27 protein-coding genes are annotated in these 24,414 nt (G+C 69.7%); 10 read left to right on the top strand and 17 right to left on the bottom strand.

Annotation, left to right across the window (positions count from 1 at the left end):
• Window positions 1-129 precede the first annotated feature (129 nt).
• Window positions 130-1,155 (top strand): LacI family DNA-binding transcriptional regulator, encoded by a 1,026-nt coding sequence (locus D0D37_RS39230; protein WP_116205641.1) that lies wholly within the window; start codon window positions 130-132, stop codon window positions 1,153-1,155.
• Between the two features lie 12 nt (window positions 1,156-1,167).
• On the opposite strand, the gene D0D37_RS39225 is transcribed toward D0D37_RS39230, so the two are convergent.
• Together D0D37_RS39225 and D0D37_RS39220 are read right to left on the bottom strand one after the other, a co-directional pair.
• Window positions 1,168-1,596, bottom strand: coding sequence for a DoxX family protein (locus tag D0D37_RS39225; protein WP_116205640.1), 429 nt, complete (start codon window positions 1,594-1,596; stop codon window positions 1,168-1,170).
• Window positions 1,597-1,949: 353 nt separating this feature from the next.
• Window positions 1,950-2,867, bottom strand: coding sequence for an NADP-dependent oxidoreductase (locus D0D37_RS39220; RefSeq protein ID WP_116205639.1), 918 nt, complete (start codon window positions 2,865-2,867; stop codon window positions 1,950-1,952).
• Between the two features lie 85 nt (window positions 2,868-2,952).
• Here D0D37_RS39220 and D0D37_RS39215 point away from each other — a divergent pair, with 85 nt between their 5' ends.
• Both D0D37_RS39215 and D0D37_RS39210 read left to right on the top strand, forming a co-directional pair.
• Window positions 2,953-3,522 (top strand): TetR/AcrR family transcriptional regulator, encoded by a 570-nt coding sequence (locus D0D37_RS39215; RefSeq protein ID WP_116205638.1) that lies wholly within the window; start codon window positions 2,953-2,955, stop codon window positions 3,520-3,522.
• A gap of 160 nt (window positions 3,523-3,682) precedes the next feature.
• On the top strand, window positions 3,683-4,675 hold the full coding sequence (locus tag D0D37_RS39210) for an aldo/keto reductase (RefSeq protein WP_116205637.1): 993 nt from the start codon (window positions 3,683-3,685) through the stop codon (window positions 4,673-4,675).
• A 132-nt stretch (window positions 4,676-4,807) separates the two neighbouring features.
• Here D0D37_RS39210 and D0D37_RS39205 read toward each other — a convergent pair whose 3' ends face one another.
• Window positions 4,808-5,377: a TetR/AcrR family transcriptional regulator gene (locus D0D37_RS39205; protein ID WP_208720413.1), complete on the bottom strand. Its 570-nt coding sequence runs from the start codon at window positions 5,375-5,377 to the stop codon at window positions 4,808-4,810.
• Between the two features lie 67 nt (window positions 5,378-5,444).
• Here D0D37_RS39205 and D0D37_RS39200 point away from each other — a divergent pair, with 67 nt between their 5' ends.
• On the top strand, window positions 5,445-6,305 hold the full coding sequence (locus D0D37_RS39200) for an SDR family NAD(P)-dependent oxidoreductase (protein ID WP_116205635.1): 861 nt from the start codon (window positions 5,445-5,447) through the stop codon (window positions 6,303-6,305).
• Here the strand turns inward: D0D37_RS39200 and D0D37_RS39195 are convergent.
• The 6 genes from D0D37_RS39195 to D0D37_RS39170 all read right to left on the bottom strand — a co-directional run bounded on the left by D0D37_RS39195 (window position 6,298) and on the right by D0D37_RS39170 (window position 11,056).
• Window positions 6,298-7,320: an NADPH:quinone reductase gene (locus D0D37_RS39195; protein ID WP_116205634.1), complete on the bottom strand. Its 1,023-nt coding sequence runs from the start codon at window positions 7,318-7,320 to the stop codon at window positions 6,298-6,300. The two genes, D0D37_RS39200 and D0D37_RS39195, sit on opposite strands and share 8 nt — an antisense overlap.
• A gap of 46 nt (window positions 7,321-7,366) precedes the next feature.
• Window positions 7,367-8,185 carry an LLM class flavin-dependent oxidoreductase gene (locus D0D37_RS39190; protein WP_116205633.1) on the bottom strand — a complete coding sequence of 273 codons (819 nt, stop codon included), beginning with the start codon at window positions 8,183-8,185 and terminating at the stop codon, window positions 7,367-7,369.
• Window positions 8,186-8,243: 58 nt separating this feature from the next.
• Entirely contained in the window at window positions 8,244-9,071 is an 828-nt protein-coding gene (locus tag D0D37_RS39185; protein ID WP_116205632.1) for a peptidoglycan-binding protein, read from the bottom strand.
• A gap of 79 nt (window positions 9,072-9,150) precedes the next feature.
• Window positions 9,151-9,459: a cupin domain-containing protein gene (locus tag D0D37_RS39180; RefSeq protein WP_116205631.1), complete on the bottom strand. Its 309-nt coding sequence runs from the start codon at window positions 9,457-9,459 to the stop codon at window positions 9,151-9,153.
• A 196-nt stretch (window positions 9,460-9,655) separates the two neighbouring features.
• Window positions 9,656-9,832 carry a hypothetical protein gene (locus D0D37_RS47620; protein ID WP_208720411.1) on the bottom strand — a complete coding sequence of 59 codons (177 nt, stop codon included), beginning with the start codon at window positions 9,830-9,832 and terminating at the stop codon, window positions 9,656-9,658.
• Window positions 9,833-9,862: 30 nt separating this feature from the next.
• Window positions 9,863-11,056, bottom strand: coding sequence for a helix-turn-helix domain-containing protein (locus D0D37_RS39170; RefSeq protein WP_162834703.1), 1,194 nt, complete (start codon window positions 11,054-11,056; stop codon window positions 9,863-9,865).
• Window positions 11,057-11,219: 163 nt separating this feature from the next.
• Between D0D37_RS39170 and D0D37_RS39165 the strand changes: the two genes are divergently transcribed.
• From D0D37_RS39165 to D0D37_RS39150, 4 genes are all read left to right on the top strand, one after another.
• Entirely contained in the window at window positions 11,220-11,687 is a 468-nt protein-coding gene (locus D0D37_RS39165) for a glycine-rich domain-containing protein (protein WP_116205629.1), read from the top strand.
• Between the two features lie 15 nt (window positions 11,688-11,702).
• Window positions 11,703-12,566, top strand: coding sequence for a phosphotransferase (locus tag D0D37_RS39160; protein ID WP_244223836.1), 864 nt, complete (start codon window positions 11,703-11,705; stop codon window positions 12,564-12,566).
• A 121-nt stretch (window positions 12,567-12,687) separates the two neighbouring features.
• Entirely contained in the window at window positions 12,688-15,825 is a 3,138-nt protein-coding gene (locus D0D37_RS39155; protein WP_244223835.1) for a GH92 family glycosyl hydrolase, read from the top strand.
• 104 nt (window positions 15,826-15,929) lie between these two features.
• The gene (locus tag D0D37_RS39150; RefSeq protein WP_208720409.1) at window positions 15,930-17,189 is read left to right on the top strand and encodes a Bcr/CflA family multidrug efflux MFS transporter; all 1,260 of its coding nucleotides are present in this window, start codon (window positions 15,930-15,932) and stop codon (window positions 17,187-17,189) included.
• Between the two features lie 19 nt (window positions 17,190-17,208).
• On the opposite strand, the gene lexA is transcribed toward D0D37_RS39150, so the two are convergent.
• Entirely contained in the window at window positions 17,209-17,862 is a 654-nt protein-coding gene (gene lexA / locus D0D37_RS39145; RefSeq protein WP_116205642.1) for a transcriptional repressor LexA, read from the bottom strand.
• Between the two features lie 131 nt (window positions 17,863-17,993).
• On the opposite strand from lexA, the gene D0D37_RS39140 reads away from it, so the two are divergent.
• A complete protein-coding gene (locus D0D37_RS39140) occupies window positions 17,994-18,626 on the top strand; it encodes a hypothetical protein (RefSeq protein WP_116205627.1) in 633 nt (210 codons plus the stop codon).
• Here D0D37_RS39140 and D0D37_RS39135 read toward each other — a convergent pair whose 3' ends face one another.
• From D0D37_RS39135 to bla, 7 genes are all read right to left on the bottom strand, one after another.
• Window positions 18,627-19,082 (bottom strand): MarR family winged helix-turn-helix transcriptional regulator, encoded by a 456-nt coding sequence (locus tag D0D37_RS39135; RefSeq protein ID WP_244223834.1) that lies wholly within the window; start codon window positions 19,080-19,082, stop codon window positions 18,627-18,629. It lies immediately after the preceding gene.
• A gap of 32 nt (window positions 19,083-19,114) precedes the next feature.
• The gene (locus tag D0D37_RS39130) at window positions 19,115-19,477 is read right to left on the bottom strand and encodes a VOC family protein (RefSeq protein WP_116205625.1); all 363 of its coding nucleotides are present in this window, start codon (window positions 19,475-19,477) and stop codon (window positions 19,115-19,117) included.
• A gap of 53 nt (window positions 19,478-19,530) precedes the next feature.
• Window positions 19,531-20,256, bottom strand: a complete 726-nt coding sequence (locus D0D37_RS39125; RefSeq protein WP_116205624.1) for a maleate cis-trans isomerase family protein — start codon at window positions 20,254-20,256, stop codon at window positions 19,531-19,533.
• 40 nt (window positions 20,257-20,296) lie between these two features.
• A complete protein-coding gene (locus D0D37_RS39120) occupies window positions 20,297-21,031 on the bottom strand; it encodes a hypothetical protein (protein WP_116205623.1) in 735 nt (244 codons plus the stop codon).
• 168 nt (window positions 21,032-21,199) lie between these two features.
• Window positions 21,200-21,952 carry a hypothetical protein gene (locus D0D37_RS39115; protein ID WP_162834702.1) on the bottom strand — a complete coding sequence of 251 codons (753 nt, stop codon included), beginning with the start codon at window positions 21,950-21,952 and terminating at the stop codon, window positions 21,200-21,202.
• Between the two features lie 140 nt (window positions 21,953-22,092).
• A complete protein-coding gene (locus tag D0D37_RS39110) occupies window positions 22,093-22,614 on the bottom strand; it encodes a D-alanyl-D-alanine carboxypeptidase family protein (RefSeq protein WP_116205621.1) in 522 nt (173 codons plus the stop codon).
• Window positions 22,611-23,507 carry a class A beta-lactamase gene (gene bla / locus D0D37_RS39105; RefSeq protein ID WP_116205620.1) on the bottom strand — a complete coding sequence of 299 codons (897 nt, stop codon included), beginning with the start codon at window positions 23,505-23,507 and terminating at the stop codon, window positions 22,611-22,613. Before bla ends, D0D37_RS39110 begins: the two co-directional genes overlap by 4 nt.
• A gap of 105 nt (window positions 23,508-23,612) precedes the next feature.
• Between bla and D0D37_RS39100 the strand changes: the two genes are divergently transcribed.
• The coding region (locus D0D37_RS39100) for a LysR family transcriptional regulator (RefSeq protein ID WP_162834704.1) at window positions 23,613-24,414 on the top strand (802 nt) is incomplete at its 3' end.

The raw sequence follows: 24,414 nt of genomic DNA, 5'->3' as shown, positions 1-24,414 counted from the left end.
GGAGCGGTCATGGCGAACCTCCGGGCCGGGGACGCGACTCGGGCCACGGTAAGGACCCAAATCGATTTGGGCAATGCTCTCGCCGGAGCGGGTTCCAAAACGATTTGGGCGAGGTTAGGCTGCTGCGCCATGGCCGGGAAAAGAACGCGGGCGACCATCAAGGACGTCGCCCGGCGCGCCGGGGTTTCGCCGACGACGGTGTCGCATGCCTTCAGCGGCAACGGGACGGTCGCGGCCGAGACCGCGGAGCGGGTGCGGGAGGCGGCGCGCGAGCTGGGCTACCGGCCGGACACGGTCGCGCGCGGCTTGCGGTCCAGCAGGCTCGGAGTGCTCGGGCTGGTGGTGCGGCCGCTCGACCCGTCGGACACCGCGTTCCTGGAGGGCGTCGACTACTTCCTGCGGTTCGCCGGATCGGCCGCGCTGGCCGCGGTGGAACGCGGGTACGGGCTGATGCTGGTGCCGGACCCGACGCGGGCCGACGCGCCCGCGGTCGGGCTGGCCTGCGACGGCTTCCTGATCACCGAACCGGTCGAGAACGATCCGCTGATCACGATGCTGGACTGCGAATGCGTGCCGTTCCTCGGCGTCGGGCGGGATCCGGCGCGGCCCGCGTCGCCGGACTACCTCGACCTGGGCACCGCGCGGATCGTCGCCGACGTGCTCGACCATCTGGCCGCGTCAGGCGGGACTCGGGTCGCGGCGGTGCTGGGCACCGATCGCAACGAGTGGAACCTGGACGCCGAAACGGCTTATCTGGACTGGGTTCGCGCTCGCGGACAGCAGCCGCTGGCGGTGCGCCGCGCGGAAGTCGCGGGGGAGGCGGGCGGCCGCGAGGCGGGAGAGGAACTGTTCGACCTGGCTTCGCCGCCGGACGCGGTGTACTGCCAGACCGGGCGGCACGCGGCCGGGGTGCTGGCCGCGGCACGGGCGAGGGGCATCGAGGTGCCTGGCGACGTGCGCATCGCCTGCGGTTCGGATTCCGATTCCGAGCACACCCGGTCGTGCGTTCCGCCGATCACCGCGGTCGATCTGCGGCCGGTGCACCTCGCGCGTACCGCGGTCGCGGTGCTGGCCGATCGGGTCGAAGGGATTGAGCCGCCTGTCCCCGGGCCGGCGGAGTACGAGCTGGTGGTGCGCGGGTCGACCCGGGGATAGACGGTTGTCCGTTCAGGCGTGCGGGACCGCTCCGATGCGCGACTCGCGCGGCCGCAGTGCCGTGAGCGCCCCGCTGAGCGCGAACCGGCCGGGGCCGGTGAACGCGATCAGCAGCAGCGCCCAGCAGAACATCACGGCCGCTTCGCCGCCGTTCTCGATGGGGAAAAGCCCTTGCGCCACATGGACGGAGAAGTAGGCGTACGCCATCGACCCGGAACCGACCAATGCCGCGATCCGGGTGGCGACTCCCAGCAGGACGAGTGCGCCCGCGACGAGCTGGATGAGCGCGGCCCACCAGCCCGGCCACGAGCCCACCGGAGCCGCGCCGTGCGCGCCGAGCACTCCGAACAGCGATTTCACGCCGTGGCAGGCGAAAAGGAACCCGACGACGATGCGGAACAAACCGAGCGCGTAATCCTGTGCCGCGTCCAGCCGGTGCATGATGCCTCCACATAGGACGACTCGGGCGGACGGCGACGTCCGTTCGGGCACCATGACCCGTCCGCAGAGTGGTCCAGACCTTTCCTGGACCGGTGTCAGGTATACCGGTGACCGGAGTCTCGGCGATACCTGCGAAAGTCAGGTTCCGCCCGCTCTTCCGGATGTGGTAACCGCAGCGGTACGGGACCGGGTCCGGTTCGGGGAAGCGGCAGGTCCGTTGGGAGGAACGAGGTTTCCGGCGTCTGCCGCAACGGTTTGGGCCGGGCGAGGCGAGGCCGCGCCGCGGATTCCGTGGCGGGCGAAGCGGTTCGGGTTCCGCAGCGGCGGACCTGAGTTCCGGATTCAGCGCTCCTTTACAGCGCGACCACGATCTTGCCGTGAACGTGTCGTTCGGCCTGCAAAGTCACGGCTTCGCGGATCTCTTCGACCGGGAAAGTCGCCGCGATCGGCACGGTGAGCTTGCCGGAACGGATCGCGTCCGTGATCCGTTCGAGGGTGCCTGGCTTCGCGTCGAACGCACCCGTCGCGCGCACGCCCGGAATGGCGGGGCCGTCGGCGACGGTGGAGATCCGCTCGGGCGGCACGCCGAGTTCGAGCGCGGTCTCGGCCGTCTCCCTGCCGAACAGGTCGGTCGCCGCGGTGATTCCTTCGGGTGCCAAAGCCCGTACTCGATCCGGAAGGCCCGGGCCGTACGCCACGGGTTCGGCTCCCAGTTCGCGCAGGAAGCCGAACGTCCGCTCGGAGGCGGTGCCGAGCACCCGGGCGCCCGCCAGCTTCGCCAGTTGCACCGCGAAGATGCCCACTCCGCCCGCCGCCCCGCCGATCAGGACGGTGTCCCCGCCGCGAAGCCCGATCGCGGCGAGCGCGGCGGAGGCGGTCAGGCCGGCCACCGGAAGCGTGCTCGCCACCTCGTCGCTGATGCCCTCCGGAGTGCGCCACAGCGTCGCGGCGGGGGTCTTGACCACCACGAAATCGGCGACGGAACGCCCGATCGCGCCCCCGTAAACCCGGTCGCCCACAGCGAATCCGGCAGCTTCGGCTCCTGCCTCGTCGACCACTCCGGCGAAGTCGCTGCCGAACCCGGCGGGCAGGGAGATGCCGAACCGCGCCGCCATCTCGGGTTGAGCGGCGATCTGCCAATCCATCGGATTCAACCCGGCAGCGGTGACCCGGACGCGCACCTCGTCCGGTGCGGCGTGCGGCTCGGGCACCTCCTCCAGTTCGAGTGCTTCGATGCCGCCGAATCGCCGGTAACGGACAGCTTTGCTCATCGGTCTCTTCTCCTCGGGCCAGTGACGGGACTTGGTCTCATCAACCGTACCCGAATGACGGGACCAAGTCCCGTAGACTTCTCCCATGGCTCGCTGGCAACCCGACGCACCAGGGCGGCTCGCCGCCGCGGCCCTCGACCTGTTCGAGGAACGCGGCTACGAGAACACGACCGTGATCGAGATCGCGGAGCGCGCGGGCCTGACCAAGAGCACGTTCTTCCGGTACTTCCCGGACAAGCGCGAGGTGCTTTTCGGCGAGAGCGCGTTGACCGGCCTGCTCGTCGAGGCGATCACCGCGGCGCCGCCCGAGTCCGAGCCGCTCGAGGCGGTGGCGCACGCACTGGACGTGCTCGGCCAGGAGGTCTTCACTGCGAGCCGTCGCGAGTTCAGTGCCCGGCGTCAAGCCGTGCTGGACGCCAATCCGGAACTACGGGAACGCGAGGCGCGGAAACGGATCGGCCTAGCCGATTCGATGATCGAGGCGCTCGAACGCCGCGGCGTCCCGGACCGGACCGCACGGGTGGCCGCGAAACTGGGCGCGCTCGCCTGGGAGATCGCCCACGACCAATGGATCGGCACTAGCGGCGGCGAGGAATTCGGTTCGTTGGTTCGGCAGGTGCTCGCCGAGGTGCGCGCGATCAGCGCTGCCTGCTGAGGAGCGTGGGAACGGAAAGCGGCGGCAGGGCCGCTCGGGTCGTGACGGCGCGGACTGGTTCTCCGGCTTGACCTTGAGCGCGCTCCAGGCCATAGCGTCGGCGGGGTTCGTCAGCCTTCGAGGTACCGCCCGGTCCGCCGGGCAGGAGGAGTATCCGCGCATGATCACCCGAACCACGCTCGGCTCGTCCGGTCTCACCGTCAGCGCGATGGGCCTGGGGTGCATGGGGATGAGCGAGAGCTACGGTGCCGCCGACTGGGACGGCGGCCTGGCCACCATCGGCCGCGCCCTGGAGCTGGGCGTCACTTTCCTGGACACCGCCGACGCCTACGGCACCGGGCACAACGAGGTGCTGGTGGGCCGGGCCGTCCACGGCCGTCGCGACCAGGTGCAGCTGGCCACCAAATTCGGTCTCGACCGCAGCGGCGGCGACGGGGCACGCCGCATCCGCGGCGCCCGGGACTACGTGCTGCGCGCCTGCGACGCCTCGCTGCTGCGGCTGGGCGTCGAGGTGATCGATCTGTACTACGCCCACCGTCCGCCCCAGGACGTGGAGATCGAGGAGACCGTCGGGGCGATGGCCGAACTGGTCGAGGCGGGCAAGGTTCGCCACCTGGGCCTATCCGAGGTCGATGGCGAGCTGCTGCGCCGGGCGCACGCAGTGCACCCGATCGCCGCGGTACAGAGCGAGTACTCGCTGTGGACCCGCGACGTCGAGGCGGTCACCCCGGTGATGGCCGAGCTGGGGGTCGGGCTGGTGCCGTACTCGCCGTTGGGGCGGGGGTTCCTGACCGGTGCTCTGGACCGCTCCGCGTTGGGAGAGAAGGACTTCCGGCGCACCAATCCCCGCTTCGCCGGGGAGGCGGGCGAGGCCAACGAGAAGATCGCGCAGACCGTGCGCGAGGTGGCCGACCGGCTGGGTGTCACTCCGGCCCAGGTCGCGCTGGCCTGGGTGTACGCGCAGGCCGAGCGGCTCGGGGTGGCGGTGGCGGCCATTCCGGGCACCCGCAGCCCGGCCCGGCTGGAGCAGAACGCGGCCGCGCTGGAACTCACCCTGGACGCCGAGGCGCTGGCCGCGCTGGACCCGCTGAGCGACCAGGTGACGGGCGAGCGCTATATCCCCGCGCACACCGCTGAAATGGCTCGGGGATAGCCCGCGCGCACGACGTCCTTGCCATCGCGCAGCACCCTCTCCCGCGCTGCGCTGCGGGTGTGGGGTTCGCTGTCCGTGAGGGGAACCCTGAGGGACTCTGATTCCCTCAGGGTTCCCCTCACGGACCTTTCGTTACCGCGGCGGCCATCCGGATTCCAGCAGCGCGAACACCGACGCCAGCGCCGCGGCGGGATCCGGCGCGGTGCCAGTGAGATCCGGGATTTCCAGCACGAACCGCGCCAACGCCCGCACCGCTGGATCATCCGGTGACAGGTCGTTTTCCTCGGCCAGCGCGGCCGTCAGGTCGGGTTCGCAGGAATGCCACAGCCTCCGCGCGTACTCGCGCAGTGCGGGCGTCTGCACGATCAGGTCGCGTTTCGGCGCGTGTTCCGGCGGGATGTCCGTCGAGTACGGGCCGCGCGCGGCGAAGAATCGGTGCAGGGCGGCGAGAATCGGCCCGTCCCGATCGCGGACCGCGGCGACGATTCCGGCTCGGCGTTCTGAGCCGTCGTCGAAGATCAGGGCGTCTTTGCCGTCCGGGACGTGGGCGAAGAGCGTCGCGACGGAGATGTCGGCCTCTTCGGCGATCTGCGCGACGGTCACCCCGTCGTAGCCGTGTTTCAGGAACAGCCGCAGCGCGACCTCGTCCAGCCTGCGCCGGGTTTCGAGCTTGCGGCGTTCGCGCCGTCCGGTGTTGACCACGACCCCCACTGTACCTAAATCTGAAGTGGGTTTAAAGTTAGAATCACTTCAGTTTTAGGAGGGTGTCATGACAGTGCTGGTGACCGGGGGCAACGCTGGGATCGGCTATTTCGTCGCGGAGCAGCTGGCCGAGGCGGGGGCGGAGGTGGTGCTCGGCAGCCGGGACGCGGCGAAGGCGGAGGTCGCGTTGAAGGTCCTCCGCGAGAGGGTGCCGGGGGCGCGGGCGTCGTGGGCGCGGCTCGACCTTGCCGACCTGGCCTCGGTGAAGGGGATCGAGGTCGGGGAACTCGACGCGGTCGTGCTGAACGCGGGGGTGTATCTCGAGGGGCCGGAACGACGGGAGACCGAGGACGGGCACGAGATGACGTTCGGGGTCAATCATCTCGGGCATTTCGCGCTCACCGCGGCGCTTATGGACCGGTTGAAGCCGGGGGCGAGGATCGTGACGACCGGTAGTTTCGCGGCGAAGTCAGCGAAGCTCGATTTCGAGGATCTGCAGAGTACGCGCGACTATCAGCCGAAGACCGCGTACGAAAGGTCGAAACTCGCGCAGACGCTGTTCGCCCTGGAGTTGGATCGACGGCTGAAGGCGGCGGGCAGCAGCAAGCTCAGCGTCGTAGCGCATCCTGGCGGAGCGTTGGACAGTCTGACTCCGGACCGGCCGCCGTTGCACGTGCGGAGCACCGAGCAAAAGCTGAGCCTCGCGCGAATCGCCTTGCAGGGCAAGGACGGCGGCGCGCGGCCAGCGGTGCGGGCGGCGGTCGGTCCGGATGTCCACAGTGGTCAGATCTGGGGTCCGCGCCTGTTCGGTCTCAAGGGTCGGCCCCGGCCGGAGTCGGTGCGCGGGCCGTACGCGGACCCCGAAGCCGCCGCCCGGTTGTGGGCGGCGAGCGTGGAACTGACCGGGGTCGAGCCGGTGCTCAGCTGACGTCGATCAGCACCTTCCCGGTGATGCCCTTCTCCGACGCCTCGTGCGCGCGAGCGGTTTCCGCCAGCGGGAACCGGTGCACCGGCAGGCCATGATCGGGGCCGAGCCGGAGACCGCCGTCGACCAGAGCGGCGTTCAGGTCTTCCGCGCCGGCGCGCAGGCGGTCGAATCCGACGGTGTAGAGCACCAGGAACTGGTAGCGGCTGTTGAGGAAAACGTTCTGTCCAAAGTCGACAGTCACGGTTCCGGTGCCGCGGTCGTCGCCGTAAACCGCGACCACCCCGCGCGGGCGGAGCACCGCGGCGTGCAGGGGAGCGTTCACCCCGGCGGCGACCTCCACGATCATGTCGACCCCGTCCGGCGCGATTTCCCGGATCGCCGCGGCGACGACGCCTTCGGTGTACCGCACGACATGCTGCGCACCGGCGGCGCGCGCGAGGGCCGCCTTGTCCTCGGTGCTGACCGTGGCGATCACCGTCGCCCCGGCCCAGCGGGCCAGCTGGATCGCGGCGTTGCCGACCGCGCCCGCGCCGCCGCTGACCAGAACAGTCTTGCCGGCCAACGCATTCGGTGCCAGCCGTTGCGGTCCGTCCTCCGCGACGGTGAGCGCGCGGTGCGCGGTGAGGGCCGGGATCGCGAAGGCGGCGCCCTCGTCGAAACCGACCCCGTCGGGGAGCGGGACGAGCCGGTCCGCCGGAAGCACGGTGTACTCCTGCGCGGTCCCCGACGTCGGCGAGTGCGCGGCGGCCAGCAGCAGCCACACTCGGTCGCCCAGGGAGAATCCGTCCACCCCGGTGCCGATCGCGTCCACGACGCCGGCCCCGTCCTGGTTGGGCACGGACAATTCCGCCTCCGCGCCGAAGCGGGAGCCGGAACGCGCCTTCCAGTCGGTCGGGTTCACCGCGGACACGGCGATCCGCACGCGCACCTCGCCCGGCCCTGGCTCGGGCACGGCGAGTTCGGACAACGTCAGCACTTCCGGGCCGCCGAACTGGCGGTAGGTCACAGCTTTCACTCTCGGTGCAATTCACCGGTGGGCGCGGCTATTCCCGACGCGTCGATCAGCGCCCGCTGAGCCGCGCGACCACCGGGGCGAAGTCTTCGAGGAAAGCGCCGTTCACGCTGTAGTACGACACCCCGAGTTCCTCGCGCCGCCGCTGCAGTTCCTCGGCCATCGCGGCCGGGCCGCCGCGCAGCAGGGTGAGGGAGTCGTGTTCGACGAGGGTTTCGAGGTCGTGCCCGATGAAGCCGCGGATCCACGGCGGGATCTCCTCGCCGACGACGAAAATGTTCATCGCCAGTTCGACCTCCCGTCCGCCGGCCGCGGCGCGGATCTCGGCGGCGTACCCCGCGGTCTCGGCACGGCTCGCGAGGATGTCGTGGGCGAGGGTGACGATGTCTGCCCGTTCACCCGCCAGGCGGCGGGCTTTCGGGCCGCCCGCGGCGACCATCACCGGCGTGTGCGCGTCGCCGTCGAGGCGGCGCAGGTGCGAGATCGTGTCCGACACCTGGGCCAGCCGCTCCGGGCCGGTGCCGTACGGCAGGCCCAGCTCGGCGGCGGCCTCGCGCATCGGCGGGATTCCGGTGCCGATCCCCATCTCGAACCGGCGGTCGGTGAGCACGCTGAGGCTGTGCGCCTCCCAGGCGGCCGCGCGTGGCGTGCGCAGCGGGCTGGCGAAGACGAACGTCCCGACCCGCAGTTCGGTCGTCACCGCCGCCGCGACGGCCAGCGCCGCGGTCGGGGTCGGGAGGTGGAGATTGTCCGGCGACAGCAGGGTCGAATAGCCGAGATCCTCGGCGCGGCGCGCGGTTTCGCGCCATTTCGCGCCGCCCTGCTGTGCTGCCGCGACGACCCCGAACCGAAATGTTTTTCCCGCCATGCCACCAGAAAACCACGGGCTGCCGCACTCGCGCCAGCGAATGCGGCAGCCGGGTGAGTCAGCCGCGCTGGTACTGCTCCCAGGTCAGCTTCGGGTTGACCGCGGGGCCGTCGTCCTTGCCATGGTTGGCGAGACCGTTCTGCCCGAGGTAATAGGCTCCGACCTGGTGCTGCGCGCCCGAGGACAGGTCGGGATCGTTCACCGCGACCGCGTGGATGTGGTAGCCCCAGTCGCCCTGCGAGGGTGTGCGCACCCAGGCCGCGAACCCGACTTTCCGGAGATCCTTGGCGAATTCGGTGCGGGTGGCCGAGGACATGTCCGCCACCGACACGTCGAAAGCGCCGCCGCCGTCGTGCGTTCCGGCCGACGCGCCGACGCCGCCCGGGTTGTACGAACCCTGGGTGAGGCCGACGTCCTTGCCGAACAGCTTCTCCGCTGCTTGAAGCATCGCCTTGGTGCGCGTGTTCAACGTGACGCCGTGGTATGTCACGTGGCTGCCCGCGGATACCACATTGGACACGCTGTACTGACCAGCGCCGAGCTTCTCCAGCGATGTCTTGCCCGGCAGGCCGGAAGCGTCGATCCCGGTGTAGCCGAGGGACTTCTGGTACTTCGAGTAGGCGTCGATCGTGGTGGTGCCGAAGTAGCCGTCGACGTACTTGGCATCCAGCAGCCCCTTGCCCTGCAACGCCTTCTCGACCAGCAGGACGCTGTCGTGCGCGCCCGGCGTCTGCGTGCTGTCGGCGCGCTGCGGGTCGATCTGGGCCGCCAGCAGCACGGCCTCCATGTTCGCCGCCGGCAGCGCCGCGGCTACTCCCGGAGCGGCGACGGCGACCGTAGCCGCCGCCGCGGCCCCGGCGGTGAGCACTGCGAGTTTCCTGAGCATCCGTGTCCTCCCGGTCCTGATCGGTCCGGGCCGAGCATCGCCGAACGGGATACACGGGACGTACAAATGCGGCTTGACCTCACTCCAGCCACTCGGTGACAAACCGGTCGTTCTCGTGGATGTGCACCGCCTCGTACGGTTCGGGACCGAGGGAAACGAACTTGTGCGGCGTGTCCGGCGGCGCGACGAGCACCTCCCCGGCGACGCCCTCGCGCTGCTCGTCACCGATGGTGAACAACGCGCGCCCGCGCTGGATGACGAAGGTTTCCCGGTAGGGATGCCGGTGCAGGCGAGGCCCGGTTCCGGGCTCGGTGGCGTATTCGCGGATGACGGAGACGCTGGAGCCGACCTCGTAGCCCTCGACGTCCCGGGTTGCGGGTTCTGTCATGTCCGACAACGTTAGCCCGCTTTTCGCGATTCCAGGAGATCGTGCCGTTGGCGCGGGCGCGCCAGAGCGCCGTTCGTGCCTCGCGGGTGTCGAGGCGCGGGCAGCCCGGTGATCGCCGAGTCGCGGAGCATCTCGTCCTGGCTGCTGAGCTGGACGGCGAGTACCGGCGACGCGGCGGGGGATTTGGCCTCGCCGATCAGTTCGAGTAGCCAGCTGCGCAGGTCGCGGTCCTCGTGTTCGTTCTCGAACTGCTCGATCGACGCAGGTAGAGGTGCTCGGCCGCGCGGTCGTGTAACCAGCCGAAGCCGTCCTCGGTGCGTTGCGGATCGCGGCTGCGCATCATCTGCATCGCTGAATCGAAGCCGTTCGCCATGGCGTCGAGGGTATCGAGAAATCGGAGGTGTCAGAGTTTCAAACCGAGCCACGCGGCATAGTCCGTCAGCGTCTCCGATTGCCGTTGTGCGGAACGGACGAGCGCCGAGACTGTTTCGCGGCACATCGGGTGCCTGCGGGCTTGGCCCGGCGCGACCATGCGTGCGCGTTGCAACTGTTGCAGCGCCTTCTCCGGTTGATTCAGCCAGCGGTACGCGCGGGCCATGTCCAGATGGTGATGTCCGATCCGGGTAGGGAGCCACCCGGTCGGGAACTGCAGTCCTCGACCGGCTTCGACGGCACGGCCGTGCTCGCCGACGGTCCCGAAGGTGACAACGCGGTGGACCTGCACGTTCGCGGGTCCGAAGCCGAACCAGAAGGTTTCCGGTTCTTCCCCCGTCACCGCGGCGATCTGCGCCGCTTCCTCGAGGTGACCCCTCATGGCGTCGCGGTCGCCGGTACGAGCTGAAATCACCGAAGCACCGAGGTGGAGTTGTCCTCGGGCCACCAGCGAGCCGGGAGCGTCGTCCGCGCCGTCGAGGTGCGCCGCACCTGCCTTGTTCAGTCGCCAGCACGCCTCGTGGTCCTCGTCTCGAAGATATGCGGTCACCCGCAGGTACTCCCGGGCCGCGCGGAGCCCAGGGGCCCGGTCCCCGGACTGCCGCGCGGCCCAATCCATTTTGCTGAGGGCGTTCACGGACAGTGTGTTGTCTCCGACGGCGATCCCCGCCGAATGACCGCAGCGAGTCGTCAGAGCGAGGAGCGCCCACGCTTCGTGCCGGTCCTGCCCGGCAGCGCTCTCGGCGGCGATGTGCAGCTCGGCGACCAGCGAAGGCAGGAGCGCGATCATCGGCTCGTACTGCGCGGCCTGCGCGAGTTGATTGAGGTGTCGGACGTCGGCCCGGAGCACCGCGAGCGGGCGCGGCGCGATCGACGAGTCAGGCGGGAGATCAAGCAGATCCAACGCGGTACGGACAGGCAGCAGCTGGTTCGCGAGGCCGTCGTCTTCCCGCTGCCACCCGAATCTGTTCCAGGCCAACCTCTCGACGCGGACCCCGAGGGCTCCCGCCACTCGGCCGAGGAACTCGGGTGTCGGGGTTTCCTCCTCGCGTTCCACCTTCGAGAGCATGCTCTTGCTATAGCTGATTTTGCGCGCCAGGGCATGCTGTGTCAGCCCGGCCAGCTTCCGGGCCGCAGCGATCCGTCCGCCGATTCCAGAGTCCACGAGTGCATGATTCCGTAATTTGCCGTCGTTTGACCAGTGCTCTGTTCGTGTTGTCAGTTTCTTGTCACTTCCCGTGCTTGACGCGCCGTAACGTCACGGCCGAGTGCAGGAAAGACGTCAGGGGCGACGCCCTCGTGTCGTCTTGAAGCAGAGGGGAAACAACATGACTGTCGCAGTCGATGACCTCACCGGCAAGGGGCTTGTTCCTGAGGAGCTGTTCTCTCGTCTCGCCAACCGGATCGCGAAAGAAACCACGTGCTCGTATGAATATTCTGTGCGCATCATGGATCAGGCGCTGGCTTTCCTCGCGGCCTGTGCCCGAACTGCCTGTCCGCTGGCTCCGAGCGACATCGTCGATATCGGGTGGCACACGTTCATCCTGTACACCCGTGAATACGCGGACTTCTGCGGGCGGATTTCGGAAGGCTTCATTCACCACGTGCCCGATGACGAGACCAGGGGCGGCAATGCGCACCTCTCCGAGATGATGAATCGCACGACCTCCGCGATCGAGGCAGCGGGGTTCGCCGTGGATCGTGAGCTGTGGTTTACTTCGGCCGCCAAGTGCGCGAACTGCTCGCAGTGCAAGAACGGATGCACCGACGATCCACCGCCGTCGGCGTCGTGCTGACGCGAAGGGAAGGCGATGTCCAGCCAAGCCTGGGAGGAGATTCCTGCCACGGTGCGGCGGGCGGTCGAGAAGGAAACCGGAAAGGTTTCGTGCTCCGTTTCCCCGTCCGACGGACGGAATTCGGACTTTCTGGCGACGCTTCAAGCCGAGCGAGGATGCTTCTTCGTCAAGGGGGTTCTGGCCGGCTCTCGGCGGGAGCGGATGCAGCAGATCGAGGCCAAGGCGAACCCGGTGCTGCCGCGGTCTGTCGCTCCGCGCCTTCTGTGGGAAGCCGAGGCCGGCGGATGGTCCTTGCTGGGCTTCGAACAGGTCGCGGGACAGCATGCGAACTTCGAGCCGGGCTCGCCCGATCTCCCGTTGGTCGCCGACGCTGCGGTCACGATGGCGCGGGAGCTGGCGCGCTGTTCGCTCGACCTCCCGTCCGCCGCTGAGCAGTGGGCTTGGGCGAGCCCGTGGCGTCGGCTGTCCAAGCAAGCCGACAGCGACCTGGACCAGTGGGATCGGCGGCATCTGGACGAACTCGTGGAGTGGGAGCGCCAGGGGATCGATTGGGTGCGCGGAGACAGTCTTGTGCACGGCGACCTCCATCCGCTGAACATTCTCGTAGCCGACCGCGCCCGGGTCGTCGACTGGGCCTGGTCGAGCCTCGGAGCGCCTTGGCTCGACGCGGCGTCGCTGGTCCTGCGGCTCGTCGCGGACGGGCACACTCCGGCGCAGGCCGAAGAGTGGGCGCGGCGGATCCCGGTTTACCGCGACGCCCCGGACCAGGGAATCACCGCATTTTCCGTCCTTGTCCTGGGCATGTGGACGTATAGGGGCGCTTTTCCCCGCCTGACCGAGGTCGCGCGGCGCTACGTCCGGCACCGCCTGGCCCGGTGACCGCCTGCTGGGCGACTTGTCGGATGTCTGTCCGCGCAAAACCGGCCAGATCTCTGTCATTCGGTTGACCTCGCCGCCCGTCTGCCGGAAAGGTCGGACAACACGAGGTCTGGGAGGCAGCGTGCGGTACTCAGTCGTGGCAGCGTTGGTGACGGCGGCGGTCGTCGGAGCGGGGGCGGTCGCGGCGGCCGCGCCGCAGGCACCGCTCGTAGGCGATCCGGCGGCGTACGTCGATCCGCTCATCGGCACCGGGCGCGGCGGCACCTCGGTCAGAGAGATCAACAACTTCCCGGGACCGGCCGCGCCGTTCGGGATGATGCAGTTCTCGCCGGACACCGACGGGTCGTACGCCGGCTACCAGTACCACAGCGACAAGATCCGCGGTTTCAGCCTCGATCACGCGTCGGTCGGCTGCAACGCGTTCGGGGACGTTCCGATTCTGCCGGTCACCGGTGATGTCGGGGCGAAACCCTGGGACCGCGTCGAACGGTTCACTCACGACGGTGAGCAGGCTGAGCCCGGCTATTACGCTGTCACGTTTCCCGATTCCGGCGTGCGCACGGAACTGACGGCGACCACGCGCACGGGGTTGGCGGCGTTCACCTTTCCCGCGGGCCAGAACGCGCAGGTGCTCGTGAAGGGCGGAGCGAGTCTCGCCGGGAACTCCGCGGCCGGGCTGCGGATCACCGGCGACCGCGAGGTCATCGGGCAGGCGACGACCGGTCATTTCTGCGGAAAGGCGAACAAGTACACCGTCTACTACGACATCACCTTTGACCGTCCGTTCACCGCGCACGGCACTTGGGACGGCAAAACCGTCCAGCCGGGCAGCGACCAGGTCGACGCGCCGAAAGCCGGGGCGTACCTGACCTTCGGCGACGCGGGCGTGGTCCACGCGAAGGTTTCCATGTCCTATGTGGACGTTCAGGGCGCGAAGAAGAACATGGAGTCCGACTGGGACTTCGCCGCGATGCGCCAGAAGACGAAGGACGCCTGGCGCGACGCACTCGGCCGGATTCGCGTGGCGGGCAAGGATTCCGCGCAGCTCAAGACGTTCTACACCGCGCTCTACCACAGCTTGATGCACCCCAACACGTTCAACGACGTGGACGGCCGCTACATCGGCTTCGACAACCAGGTCCGCACCCTCCCCGCCGGGCACTCGCAATATGCCAACTTCTCCGACTGGGATACTTATCGTTCGCTCGCGCCGTTGCACGGCATGCTGTTCCCGAAGGAAGCCAGCGACATGGCGCAGTCGCTGACCAACGACGCGGTCCAGGGCGGCTGGTGGCCGCGCTGGCCGATGGCCAACGGCTACACCGGGCAGATGACCGGCGACAGCTCGGTCGCGCTGCTGTCCAGCCTCTACGCCTTCGGCGCGCGCGACTTCGACGTCAAGACCGCGCTGAAGTACCTGGTCAAGGGTGCGACGTCGGTGGACGAAACGCCGGGCGCGTACCAGGAACGCCGGGGGATCGCGGACTATCTCGCCCGCGGCTACCTGCCGAACAACGACGCCTCCCGCGGCGACCACGCGCGCGTCGGGGCCTCGATCACGCTGGAATGGGCGATCGACGACTTCGCCATCGCGCAGTTCGCGGGCGCGATCGGCGACCGCGGCGTGGCCCGCGACTTCACGAAACGCGGCCAGAACTGGCAGCACCTGTTCAACCCGGCCACCGGCTTCCTCCAGCCGCGCGGCCAGGACGGCCGGTTCCCGGACGGCCCGGCGTACCAGCCGCCCGCGCCCGGCACCTTCGGCCAGGACGGCTTCGACGAGGGCAACGCCGCGCAGTACACCTGGCTCGTCCCGCAGAACACGGCCGGGCTGGTGACCGCGATGGGCGGCCCGGCGGCGGTGTCCGCGCGGCTCGACACGTTCTTCCGGAAGCTCAACGCCGGCCCGAACGAGCCGTACATGTGGGCGGGCAACGAGCCCGACTTCGGCGTGCCCTGGCTGTACAACCACGTCGGCCAGCCGTGGAAGACGCAGGAAGTGGTGCGCCGGATCGCGACCACGCTGTTCAGCGCGACGCCGGACGGCGAGCCCGGCAACGACGACCTCGGCGCGCAATCGTCCTGGTACGTCTGGGCCGCGCTGGGGCTCTACCCGTCGACCCCGGGCACTCCGGATCTCACCGTGCACAGCCCGCTGTTCGAGCGCGCGGTGCTGACGCTGCCCGGCGGCCGCACCCTGGACATCCGCGCGCCGGGTGCGTCGACGACCACGCAGTACGTCCACGGCCTGGCGCTCGACGGGCGCCGGTGGGATCGGACGTCGCTGCCGCAGGATCTGGCGCGCGACGGCGGACGGCTCGACTTCGCGCTGTCCGCGCAGCCGGACCGGAACTGGGCCGCGAACACCCAGCCACCGTCCTATCGGGACGGTGAGGAGCCGTACGTCGCCTCGGTGGCCAACCAGGTCACCGTCGAGCCAGGCGCATCCGGCACCGTCGCGGTGAACGGCCAGCGGCTCGGCGGACATCTGCGCTCGCTGAACATCGCGACGTCGGCGCCGGCCGGGATCACCGTGTCCGGCCCGCGTTCGGTGTGGCTCGACGACCGCACCGGCAGCGGGAAAACCGAACTGACCGTGACCGCCGCGGCCGGAACTCGCGCGGGTTACTACGAAGTGCCGGTGACATTGCGCGGGGCCGGACATTCGGTTTCTTCCTCGATAATTGTGTTGGTCGCGCCGAAGGGAAGCCTGGCCGGAGCCTTCGACAATGTCGGAATTTCCGACGACGGCGACGGCGGTTCGGCCAATTTCGACGGTGCCGGAAACAGCTATTCGCGGAAAGCTCTGGCGGACGCCGGTCTCGCTCCGGGATCAACCGGACACGCAGCGGGCACGACGTTCGTCTGGCCCGGCGCGCCGTCCGGCCGTCCGGACAACGCGGTGCCGTCCGGACAGAAGCTCGAGCTGGGTGGAACTTCAGCCAGCCACCTGCTTTTCGTCGGTTCGGCCACGAACGGCGACCACCGGGGGAGCGCGACCGTCGCGTTCACCGACGGCACGACGGCGACCGTCGATCTTTCGTTCGGTGACTGGGTGTTGCCGGGAGGAAATGCCGAACCAGTGTTCGGCAATACGCTCGTGGCCCGCACCGCGCACCGGAATCAGCCCGGCGGCCAGGGAATCGGCGCCTCGGTTTACGCGACCTCGCCGCTGGAAATCCCGGCCGGCAAGAAGATCGCGACGGTGACGCTCCCGGCCGATCCGGACCTTCACGTTTTCGCCCTCGGCCTCGGCTGAGGTTGTCAAGCAGGATTCCCAGGGTGTGATCTGTTCGCGGGTTCCGGAATTTCTCGGCCGTCTTCTTCGTAGGTGCTCAAGTGCTCACGACGAAGGGGAGTGGCGTGAACGAAACACGCGAAGCGCCGAACACGGGGAGCCAGCTCAAGCTGGTGCTCGTGCTGGGCGTTCTGGTGGCACTGGGGCCGCTGTCCATCGACATGTATCTGCCGGCGCTGCCGGACATCACCCGCGAACTGTCGACGACGGAGTCGACGATCCAGCTGACCCTCACCGGAACGGTGCTGGGGCTCGGGCTCGGCCAGTTGATCGCCGGCCCGCTTTCGGACGCGATTGGGCGGCGCATCCCGCTCGTCGCGGGAAGTGCGATCCACGTGCTCGCGTCGCTGCTGTGCCTGGTGGCTCCGACGGTCGAGCTGCTGAGCGCGGCGCGTGTGCTGCAGGGGCTGGGCGCCTCGGCGGGCGCGGTGCTGGCGCTGGCCGTCGTGCGCGACCTCTATACGGATCGCGCCGCGGCGAAACTGCTGTCCAAGCTCATCCTGGTGATGGGCGTTTCCCCGGTGCTGGCCCCCACGCTCGGCAGCGCGCTGCTGGCGTGGACGCACTGGCGCGGGGTGTTCGTGGTGCTCGCCGCGATCGGGCTGGCGAGCGGGATCGCGGCGGCGCTGGCGCTGCCGGAGACGTTGCCGCTGGCGCGGCGGCAGCCGTTCCGGTTCCGCGCGACCGTGCGGTCGTACCGGAGCCTGTTCACCGACCGCTCGTTCGTCGGGCTGGTGCTGGTGGCCGGGTTCGCGATGGCCGGGCTGTTCGCGTTCGTCAGCGGCGGGTCGTTCGTGTTCCAGCAGCAGTACGGGCTGGACCAGCAACAGTTCGGCCTGATGTTCGGGGCGAGCGCGGTGTGGCTGATCGCCGCGACGCAGGTCAACGCCCGGCTGATGAACCGCTTTGAACCGCACCAGGTGCTGCTCGTGGCGAGCGTCGCGGCGGCGGCTTCGGCCGGGGTGCTGCTGGTGACCGCGCTGACCGGCTTCGGCGGCATGTTCGGCGTCGCGGTGCCGGTGTGGGCGGTGCTGTTCTTCGCCGGGCTGATCCTGCCGAACGCGCCCGCGGTGGCGCTCGACGCGCACGGGAACAACGCCGGGACGGCCGCGTCTCTGCTGGGCGCGGTGCAGTTCGGCGTCGGCGCGGCGGTCTCGCCGGTGGTTGGCCTGCTGGGCAACAACGCGATCGCGATGGCCACGGTGATGTTCGGCGGACTGGTGGTGTCCGGGCTGGTGCTGTGGCTGATCGCGCGGCCGTGGCAGGGCCTGGTCGCCGAGCAGGACGAACTGGCCGACACCCGGGTGCCGGTGGCGGTCGACTGAGGCGGGGGCTCGTGAGTGTTCACATGCTGCGGAGCACCGAGACGACCACGCCGAGCACCGCGGCCCGGTCGCCGTCGATCACGTCGTAGGCCGGGTTGCGGGGCTCGAGGTAGACGTGCCCGTCGCGGCGGCGGTAGACCTTCACCGTCGCCTCCTCGTCGATCATCGCGGCGACGATCTGGCCCGAATGCGCCTCGGACTGCTGCTTCACCACGACGATGTCGCCGTCGCAGATCGCCGCGTCGACCATCGAATCGCCGCGCACGCGCAGCCCGAAAACGGTGCCGCGGCCGGTGAGCCCGCGCGGCAGCTGCAAGACGTCGTCCACGTGCTCCAGCGCGGAGATCGGCGTGCCCGCCGCGATGTCGCCGACCACCGGCACCGGCACGGAGTCGCCGCCGTCGCGCGAGGGGACGTCGCCGAGGAAGGCGCGCACGTCGATCGGTCGCGACATCGTCGAGCTGCGGCGCAGGAAACCCTTGTCCTCCAGCGCGGCGAGATGCTTCGAGACCGACGACGTCGACCGCAATCCGACCGCTTCGCCGATCTCGCGCGTGCTCGGCGAGTACCCGTGCTGGCCCACCCAGTCCCGGATAGTGGCCAGGATGTGCTGCTGCCGCTCGGGCAGAGCCGAAGCGTCGAGGTGGTCGAAGACGTCGTCGTAGGCGGTCACGGGCCGATCGTAGAGGGCGTCCGGGCCGGTCGCGGGGACCGGGGGCGGTTGTTCCGGCTGTTGCTCCACAGTGGACTGTGGATGCGCTTGGTAGAGTTGTCCCTCCGGAGGGTGACGGAGGGGGACCGGGGATGACTCAGCCGGTGGGGCGGCCGAAGGTGACGGGGATCGGCATCGCGGTGGCGGTGCTGCTCGCGCTGCTGGAGATTTACGCGGCACGCGGGGGAATCTGGTCGATCACCTATCTCGTGGGCGGCGGCGAACACGCCGGTGTCTCCACTTACGCGTCGGTGCTGTACGGCTTGCTGGCGATCGTGGTGCTGGTTGGCGTAGGGATGATTTTCGCGCGGCGGCAACTGGTCGGGCGGAGGTTGCTCTGGGCCGCGCCGGTGCAGCTGCTGTGCGCGCTCGTCTCGCTAGTAGATGTCTATTCCTGGGAAGAGAGCGTCGCGTTCGGAGTGGTCACTGTCCTGGCGGTGGTGCTGTGGCTGCCCGCGGTGTCCGCGAAGACGCCTCCGCCCGTGGGGTACGGGATGCCTTACGGGGCACCGGTTCCGGGGATGCCGCAGTATCCGGGACAGGTTCCGATGGGACAGCAGTATCCGCAGTCGGCTCCGGTTCCGCCGCAGTATCCGCAGCAGTACGGCGCTCCGGGAGTGCCGCAGCCGTACCCGCAGCAACCTCAGCAGCCGTATCCGCAACAGCCGATGCCAGGGCAATGGCCCGCCTCCGGCCCGCCGCAGCAGGGGTGGCCGGGCCAGTGATCACTGCCCGGCGAAATGCCGCTGCTGGTCGGTGACCTCGGCCAGCGCTCGCTTGAACTCCGCGTACTCGCCCCGCCCGAGCCGCTGGGCGTGCCGGTCCTCGATTCCGGCGAGGATGCGGGTCGAGGCCCCGATCATGGCCGACCCGCGCTCGGTCGGGCAGACGAGTTTCGCGCGCCGGTCGGCCGGGTCGGCGCGGCGTTCGACGTAGCCGAGGGTTTCGAGTTCGTCGACCATCGTGCCGATGACCTGCTTGCGCCGTCCGGACAGCCGGGACAGTTCCGTCGCGCGCGCACCGTCCGGGCCGAGGTAGGCGAGCACCGCGCCGTGCCGCGGGCTCAGGTCGCCGAAGCCCTCGGCGGCCAGCGCGGTGAACAGCTCCCGCTGCACCGCGAACAGCAACCGCCCGGCGAGCATCCCGAGGTCGGGTTGCGCGGGCACACGAGAGTCGGGCACGGCGAAGATCGTAGCCCCCGTCCGGACGCGGGTCAGGACCGCCGGGGCAGGACGCAGAATTCGTTGTCTTCCGGGTCTTTCAGCACGATCCAGTGGTCGTTTTCCGGATCTTCCACGACTGTCGCACCCAGCGTCACGAGGCGGGCCACCTCGTCGCGCTGCTCGACCGTGTCCGGCGCGATGTCCAGGTGCAGCCGGTTCTTGACGGTCTTCCCCTCGGGCACCGGCTGGAACAGCAGCGACGGCCGGTCCGGCGCTTTCAGCTCGACGTAGGTGAGTCCATGGCTGTCCGGCCACCGCTCGGCCCGCGGGTAGCCCAGCGCCTCCCGCCAGAATTCGGCGAGGGCGTCGGCGTCTCGGCAGTCGACGGTGACGGCGATCAGGTGGCTGCTCATGATCGAGGGCTACCCGCGATCCGGCCAGGGTACTCATCTGTCCACAGTGGACGTCAGTGCGGATGGGAGAGCAGGGTGCCGAGACCGGGTCCGGCGGCCGGGCGGCCGAGCAGGGTGAGGCAGTGCCAGAGCGTCACCTGCGTCGCGGTGAGCACGGGTTTTCCCGCGCGCTTCTCGAGTTCGGCGAGCAGCGGCGCGGTGTGCAGGGCGGTTTCGGGGAGCAGGACGGCTTGGGCGTCCGAAGAAGCGGCGGAATCGACCAGGTCGCGGATCTGGGCGCTGTCCCAGGTCGCCAGATCGCGATCCGAACCGGCGTCGGCCGACACGGCGTGCACCGTGGCGATGTCTTCCTCGGCAAGGAACGCCGCGAACGCGTCGGTGATCTCGGGCGCGTACACCGAGGCGAGCGCGATCCGCTCCAGCCCGAGCCGGTGCGCGGCGGCGAGGAACGCCAGCGACGTGCTGCTCGCCGGGACATCCAGTGCGTCCGTCAGAGCGTCGGTTTGCGTCTTGGCCACGGCGACGCCGTCGATGAAACTGCAGCTCGTGCACGCCCAGCTGACGACGCGCGGGGACGTCGTGAACTTCGCTGCCGTCGCGACCAACCGGTCCGGTTCGCTCAGCTCGCGCACGGCGGTCTGGACGTTCTCCCGTTCGACGACGCGCCGGGCCCAGGGAACGTAGGCGAACTCCACGCCCGGCCGGGCGTCGAGGCATCCGGCCAGTGCGGTGAAGTCGTCTTCGGCGCAATCGCGAGTGGGATACAGCAGACCGATCATCTCGGGCAGTGTCGCACTCGTTCGCTTCCGCGGCAGAACTTCAGGAGCCGGGGCCGGAGTAGATCTCCGCTGCGGGCGGGGCCTCGACCGGGACGGGCTCGCCCAGGTCGAGGTCCAACGTGCCGTCCGTCGGGGACTCGTATCGCACCAGGGAGTAGGTCGTTCCGAAACGCCCGAGGTAGATCGTCTTGCCGCCGTTGCGGTACCGCACCGCCGGAGTGCCCGCCAGGTCGACGGGTTCGCCCGCGGAGTAACCGGGCTTGCCGAGGTCGTCGGCGGCGGCGCCGAGGAAGGCGTCGCAGTCCAGGAGGCTCTTCAATTCCGCGCCGCGGCCGTGGAGCATCGGAGCGTCCACCGACAACCACTTGCCGTCCATCTTCGACAGGGCCCCGTCGGGCAGTCCGGCGATCTTGGCCAGCGCGTTGGTGATCTTGATCCACATCCTGTCGCCGACGCGCACGAGCGACAGCGGCGAGCCGTCCTTCTCGACCGAGCCGCCTGCACTGTCGTGGTTGAGCTGCAGGTCGACCACGAGGCCGTCGGTGCTCGTGCCCTTGATGTGGACGGCCCTGGCCATGTCCAGCTCGTTCGCGACGGTGTCGCCGACCGTCGCGGCGTCCGGCGGAGCGTCGAACGGCTTGACCGGCGAACTCGGGGCCGCGGTGGCCAGCGACTGGGCGGGAGTGCCGCCGGAGCCGGAACAAGCGGCGCACACGAGCGCGGCGGCGATGGCGCCGCAGCGCAGGAGGAAACGTTTCTGGACCGGGCGAATCATGCGATTTCCGTTCGGGACAGGCCCGGGACACCCCCGGGCGCATCCGCTTATCGCCTGGCCCAGCCGTCCGTTACGGCTTGCCCGCCGCCGTCATGGATCCGTGATTCGGATCCACAGTGGACGAAGGCCTCGCGCTCCCGGACGGCGCGGGAACGCGAGACCGTCCGGTCAGGAGCCGGGGCCGGAGTAGATCTCCGCGGCGGGCGGGGCCTGGGCCGGGACGGGCTGGTCCCAGCCGGTGAACTCCATCGTGCCCTCCGACGGGGATTCGAGGCGCAGCAGGCGGTGCGTGCCGGCGGCCTCGAGGAAGATCGTCCGGGCGCCGTTCTTGTACCGCACCGCCGGGGCGCCCGCGACGTCGGCGGGTTCGCCCGCGGAGTAGCCGGGCTTGTCGACGTCGTCGGCCATGGAACCGACGAAGACGTCGAAGTCCAGGAACAGCTTGAACACCTCGCCCATGCCCTGGCCGAGCTGGGAGTCGAGCGACACCCACTTGTCGTTCACCATCGCGGCGGCCTCGGCGGGCAGGCCGGCCTCCTTGGTCAGCGACTTGCTGAACCGCATCCAGACCTTCTCGCCGACGCGCAGCACCGGGACCTCGACGCCGTCCTTCTCGATCGAGCCGCTCACGCTGTCCTTGTTGAACTGCATGTCGACCTTCATCTTGCCGTCGTCGCTCTTCGAACCCTTGACGTGGACGGCGGTCGCCTTCTTCATCGCGGCCTTGACGGTTTCGCCGACGGTCGCGGCGTCGAGCGGGGCGGCGGACGACGCGGCCGGCGAACTCGCGGCCGGGCTGGCGGCGGCGGGCGGCTGCGCGGCATTGCTGCCGGAGCCGGAGCAAGAGGTGCAGACGAGCACGGCGGCGGCCGCGACGGTGCCGTAGCGCAGGAGGAGACGGTTCGAGACCGGGCGAATCATGCGATTTCCGTTCGGGACAGGCCCAGGACGCCCCCGGGCACATCCGCTTATCGCCGGGTCCGGAGGTTCGTTACGGCTTGTCCGCTTTCGTCACATATTCGTGACTCGCGGCCTGGTCCACAATGGACGGGCGGGCGAGGTCAGCTGGCGGCGCGGGTCGCGGCGTAACCGGGGTGCGGCAGCCGCTGCGGGCGGCCGTTCGGGTGGTACTCGAAGTGCCACCATTCGTTGTCGTACACGCGATACAGGCCGAACCGTCCACCGTGGACTTCGAGCCACTGCGCGCCTTCGTAAGGCCGCACGTCGAGCGCGACGCCTTGCACGTGCTGCGATTGCGCGGGCGGCAGCGTGAGGTGCAGGGCGAGTTCGTGCGAACCGGCGCGCCGCACTTCGGCGTGGAACAGGTCGGCCTGCGTGGCGGCGTCGCGGTGGCCGGAGGTCAGGCCGAGCAGGATTCCGTGCCGCCACAAGGCTTCGGTGCGCGCCGCGGTGAACGCGGCGTACGTGCCGGGCGTGAGCCCGGCGAGGTTTTCGGCCGGATAGCGGGCCCCCAGCGCCCACTGGCACGCGAGGTGCAGTGCCCGGCCCCGCGCGACCACCCACGCGACCGGTACGAAAAGCACCGCGAGCACGTGGGTGGCCACTCGGTAGATTCCGCTCACCGCAGCGCCTTCACGACCGCGGCGGCGGCCTGCGCGATCAGTTTGTCGTCGGTCTTCGCGTCTTTCTTCGCGTGATCGGACAGCACGGCGAGCACGATCGGCGCCCGGTTCGGCGGCCACACCACGGCGATGTCGTTGCGCGTGGCGTAGTCGGCGGACCCGGTCTTGTCCGCGACCTGCCAGTCCGCGGGCACTCCGGCGCGGATCACGTTCGCGCCGGTGGTGTTGGCGCGCATGATCTTGACGAGCACGGCCTGCTTGTCCGCCGGGAGTCCCGAGTCGAGCGCGACGGCGCGCAGGTCCTTGGCCCAGACTCGCGGGGTGGTCGTGTCCCGGACGTCACCAGGGCTCGTCTCGTTGAGAGCGGGCTCGATGCGGTCCACGCGGGTGACCGTATCGCCCAGCCGGCGGACCTCCGCGGCCAGCCCGGCGGGGCCGCCGATTTCGCGGAACATGAGGTTATCCGCAGTGTTGTCGCTGTAACGCAGCGCAGCGTCGAGGACGCTCTGTAGCGGCATTTGCTCCCCGAGGTGCTTCTCCGTAATCGGGGAGTTGGGCACGAGATCGCTTTGCCGAATCGTGACCGTCCGATTCAGGTCGTCCCCTCGGTGCAGGATGGCTGCCGCGTTGAACACCTTGTGCGTTGATGCGTAGGCAAAGCGCTCGTCGGCGTGATAGGCGACCTCGCGGCCGTCGCCGGTGTCGATCGCGTAGACGCCGAGCCGGGCGTCGAAAGCCTTTTCCAGCGCGGCGAAATCCGGCTGGACGACGGTCTTGGCCGCGGCTGGCGCGGCGGAAGGGGTCGCGCTCGCCGGAGCTTCCGGTGTTGCTGGTGTGGCACATGAGGCTAGCGCGACCAATGAGAACGTGGCCAGGGTCAGCCTGCGGAACACGGGGTTCTCCCTCCGAAGTCGATCAACTCTCCAGCAGCGTGCCCCCGGCCGGTTCATGCGGGCCAAGACACTCTTGTGCGAAATGATGCGAATCTGGCATAAGCTCTGGTCGTGGACTTGATCGGCTGCTGCAAGGCGTTCGTGAGCGTGACCGAATCGGGGAGCTTCACCGGCGGCGCGGCGGTCGCGCAGATCCCGCAGCCGGTGGCGAGCCGCCGGATCGCCGCGCTCGAGAAGCACCTGGGGGAGCGGCTGTTCGACCGGTCCACGCGGCGGGCGCGGCTCACGCCGTTCGGCCGGGATCTGCTGCCGTCGGCGCAACGCCTGGTCCGGCTCGCCGAGGCGATGGAACACGACGCTCAGCGCGCGCGTCGACGGCCGTTGCGGCTGGCGGTCCCGGACACTTCGACCACTCGTGATCTGGCCGAGCTTGAGGCGCAGGCGCGGACGGTGGGGGTGTTCCTGGAGTTCCGCGTCGCCGGTCCGGCCGAGCGCGCCGAACTGGTGCGAACGCAGGAGGTGCGCGCCGCGCTCGTCGCGGTGCCGCCGGAGGACGGGGTGTGGACGGTGCCGCTCGGGCTGGCCAGCGAGGCCGAGCCGGACGAAGCCGTGGTGCACCTGGAAACCCTGCGCGCGGGCCGGTCGGCCAGTGCGCGCCGCCGGGTGTGGGTGCAGCCGGAGGACGACGTGCCGCATGTGCGCGACCGGGTGTTCCGCGCGCGGGACGCGGCCGGGCTGCTGCCCGCGCAGGTTGTGGTCGCCGGGACGCTGACGACGGCCGCGGCGAGCGTGATCGGCTCGGCGGATCTGCTGCTGTGCTCGGCGGATCAGGCGCGGGAGCTGGGGTTGGCGTGGCGGCCGGTCGGCGGGGTCCGGCTTGCGCGGGGGTACGACGTGGCGGCGGGGC

Origin of the sequence: Amycolatopsis circi, assembly GCF_003385235.1 — a bacterium.
GTDB classification, from domain to species: domain Bacteria; phylum Actinomycetota; class Actinomycetes; order Mycobacteriales; family Pseudonocardiaceae; genus Amycolatopsis; species Amycolatopsis circi.
The sequence above is the reverse complement of the archived record's forward strand: the minus strand, read 5'-3'. Positions and strand labels throughout refer to the sequence as shown.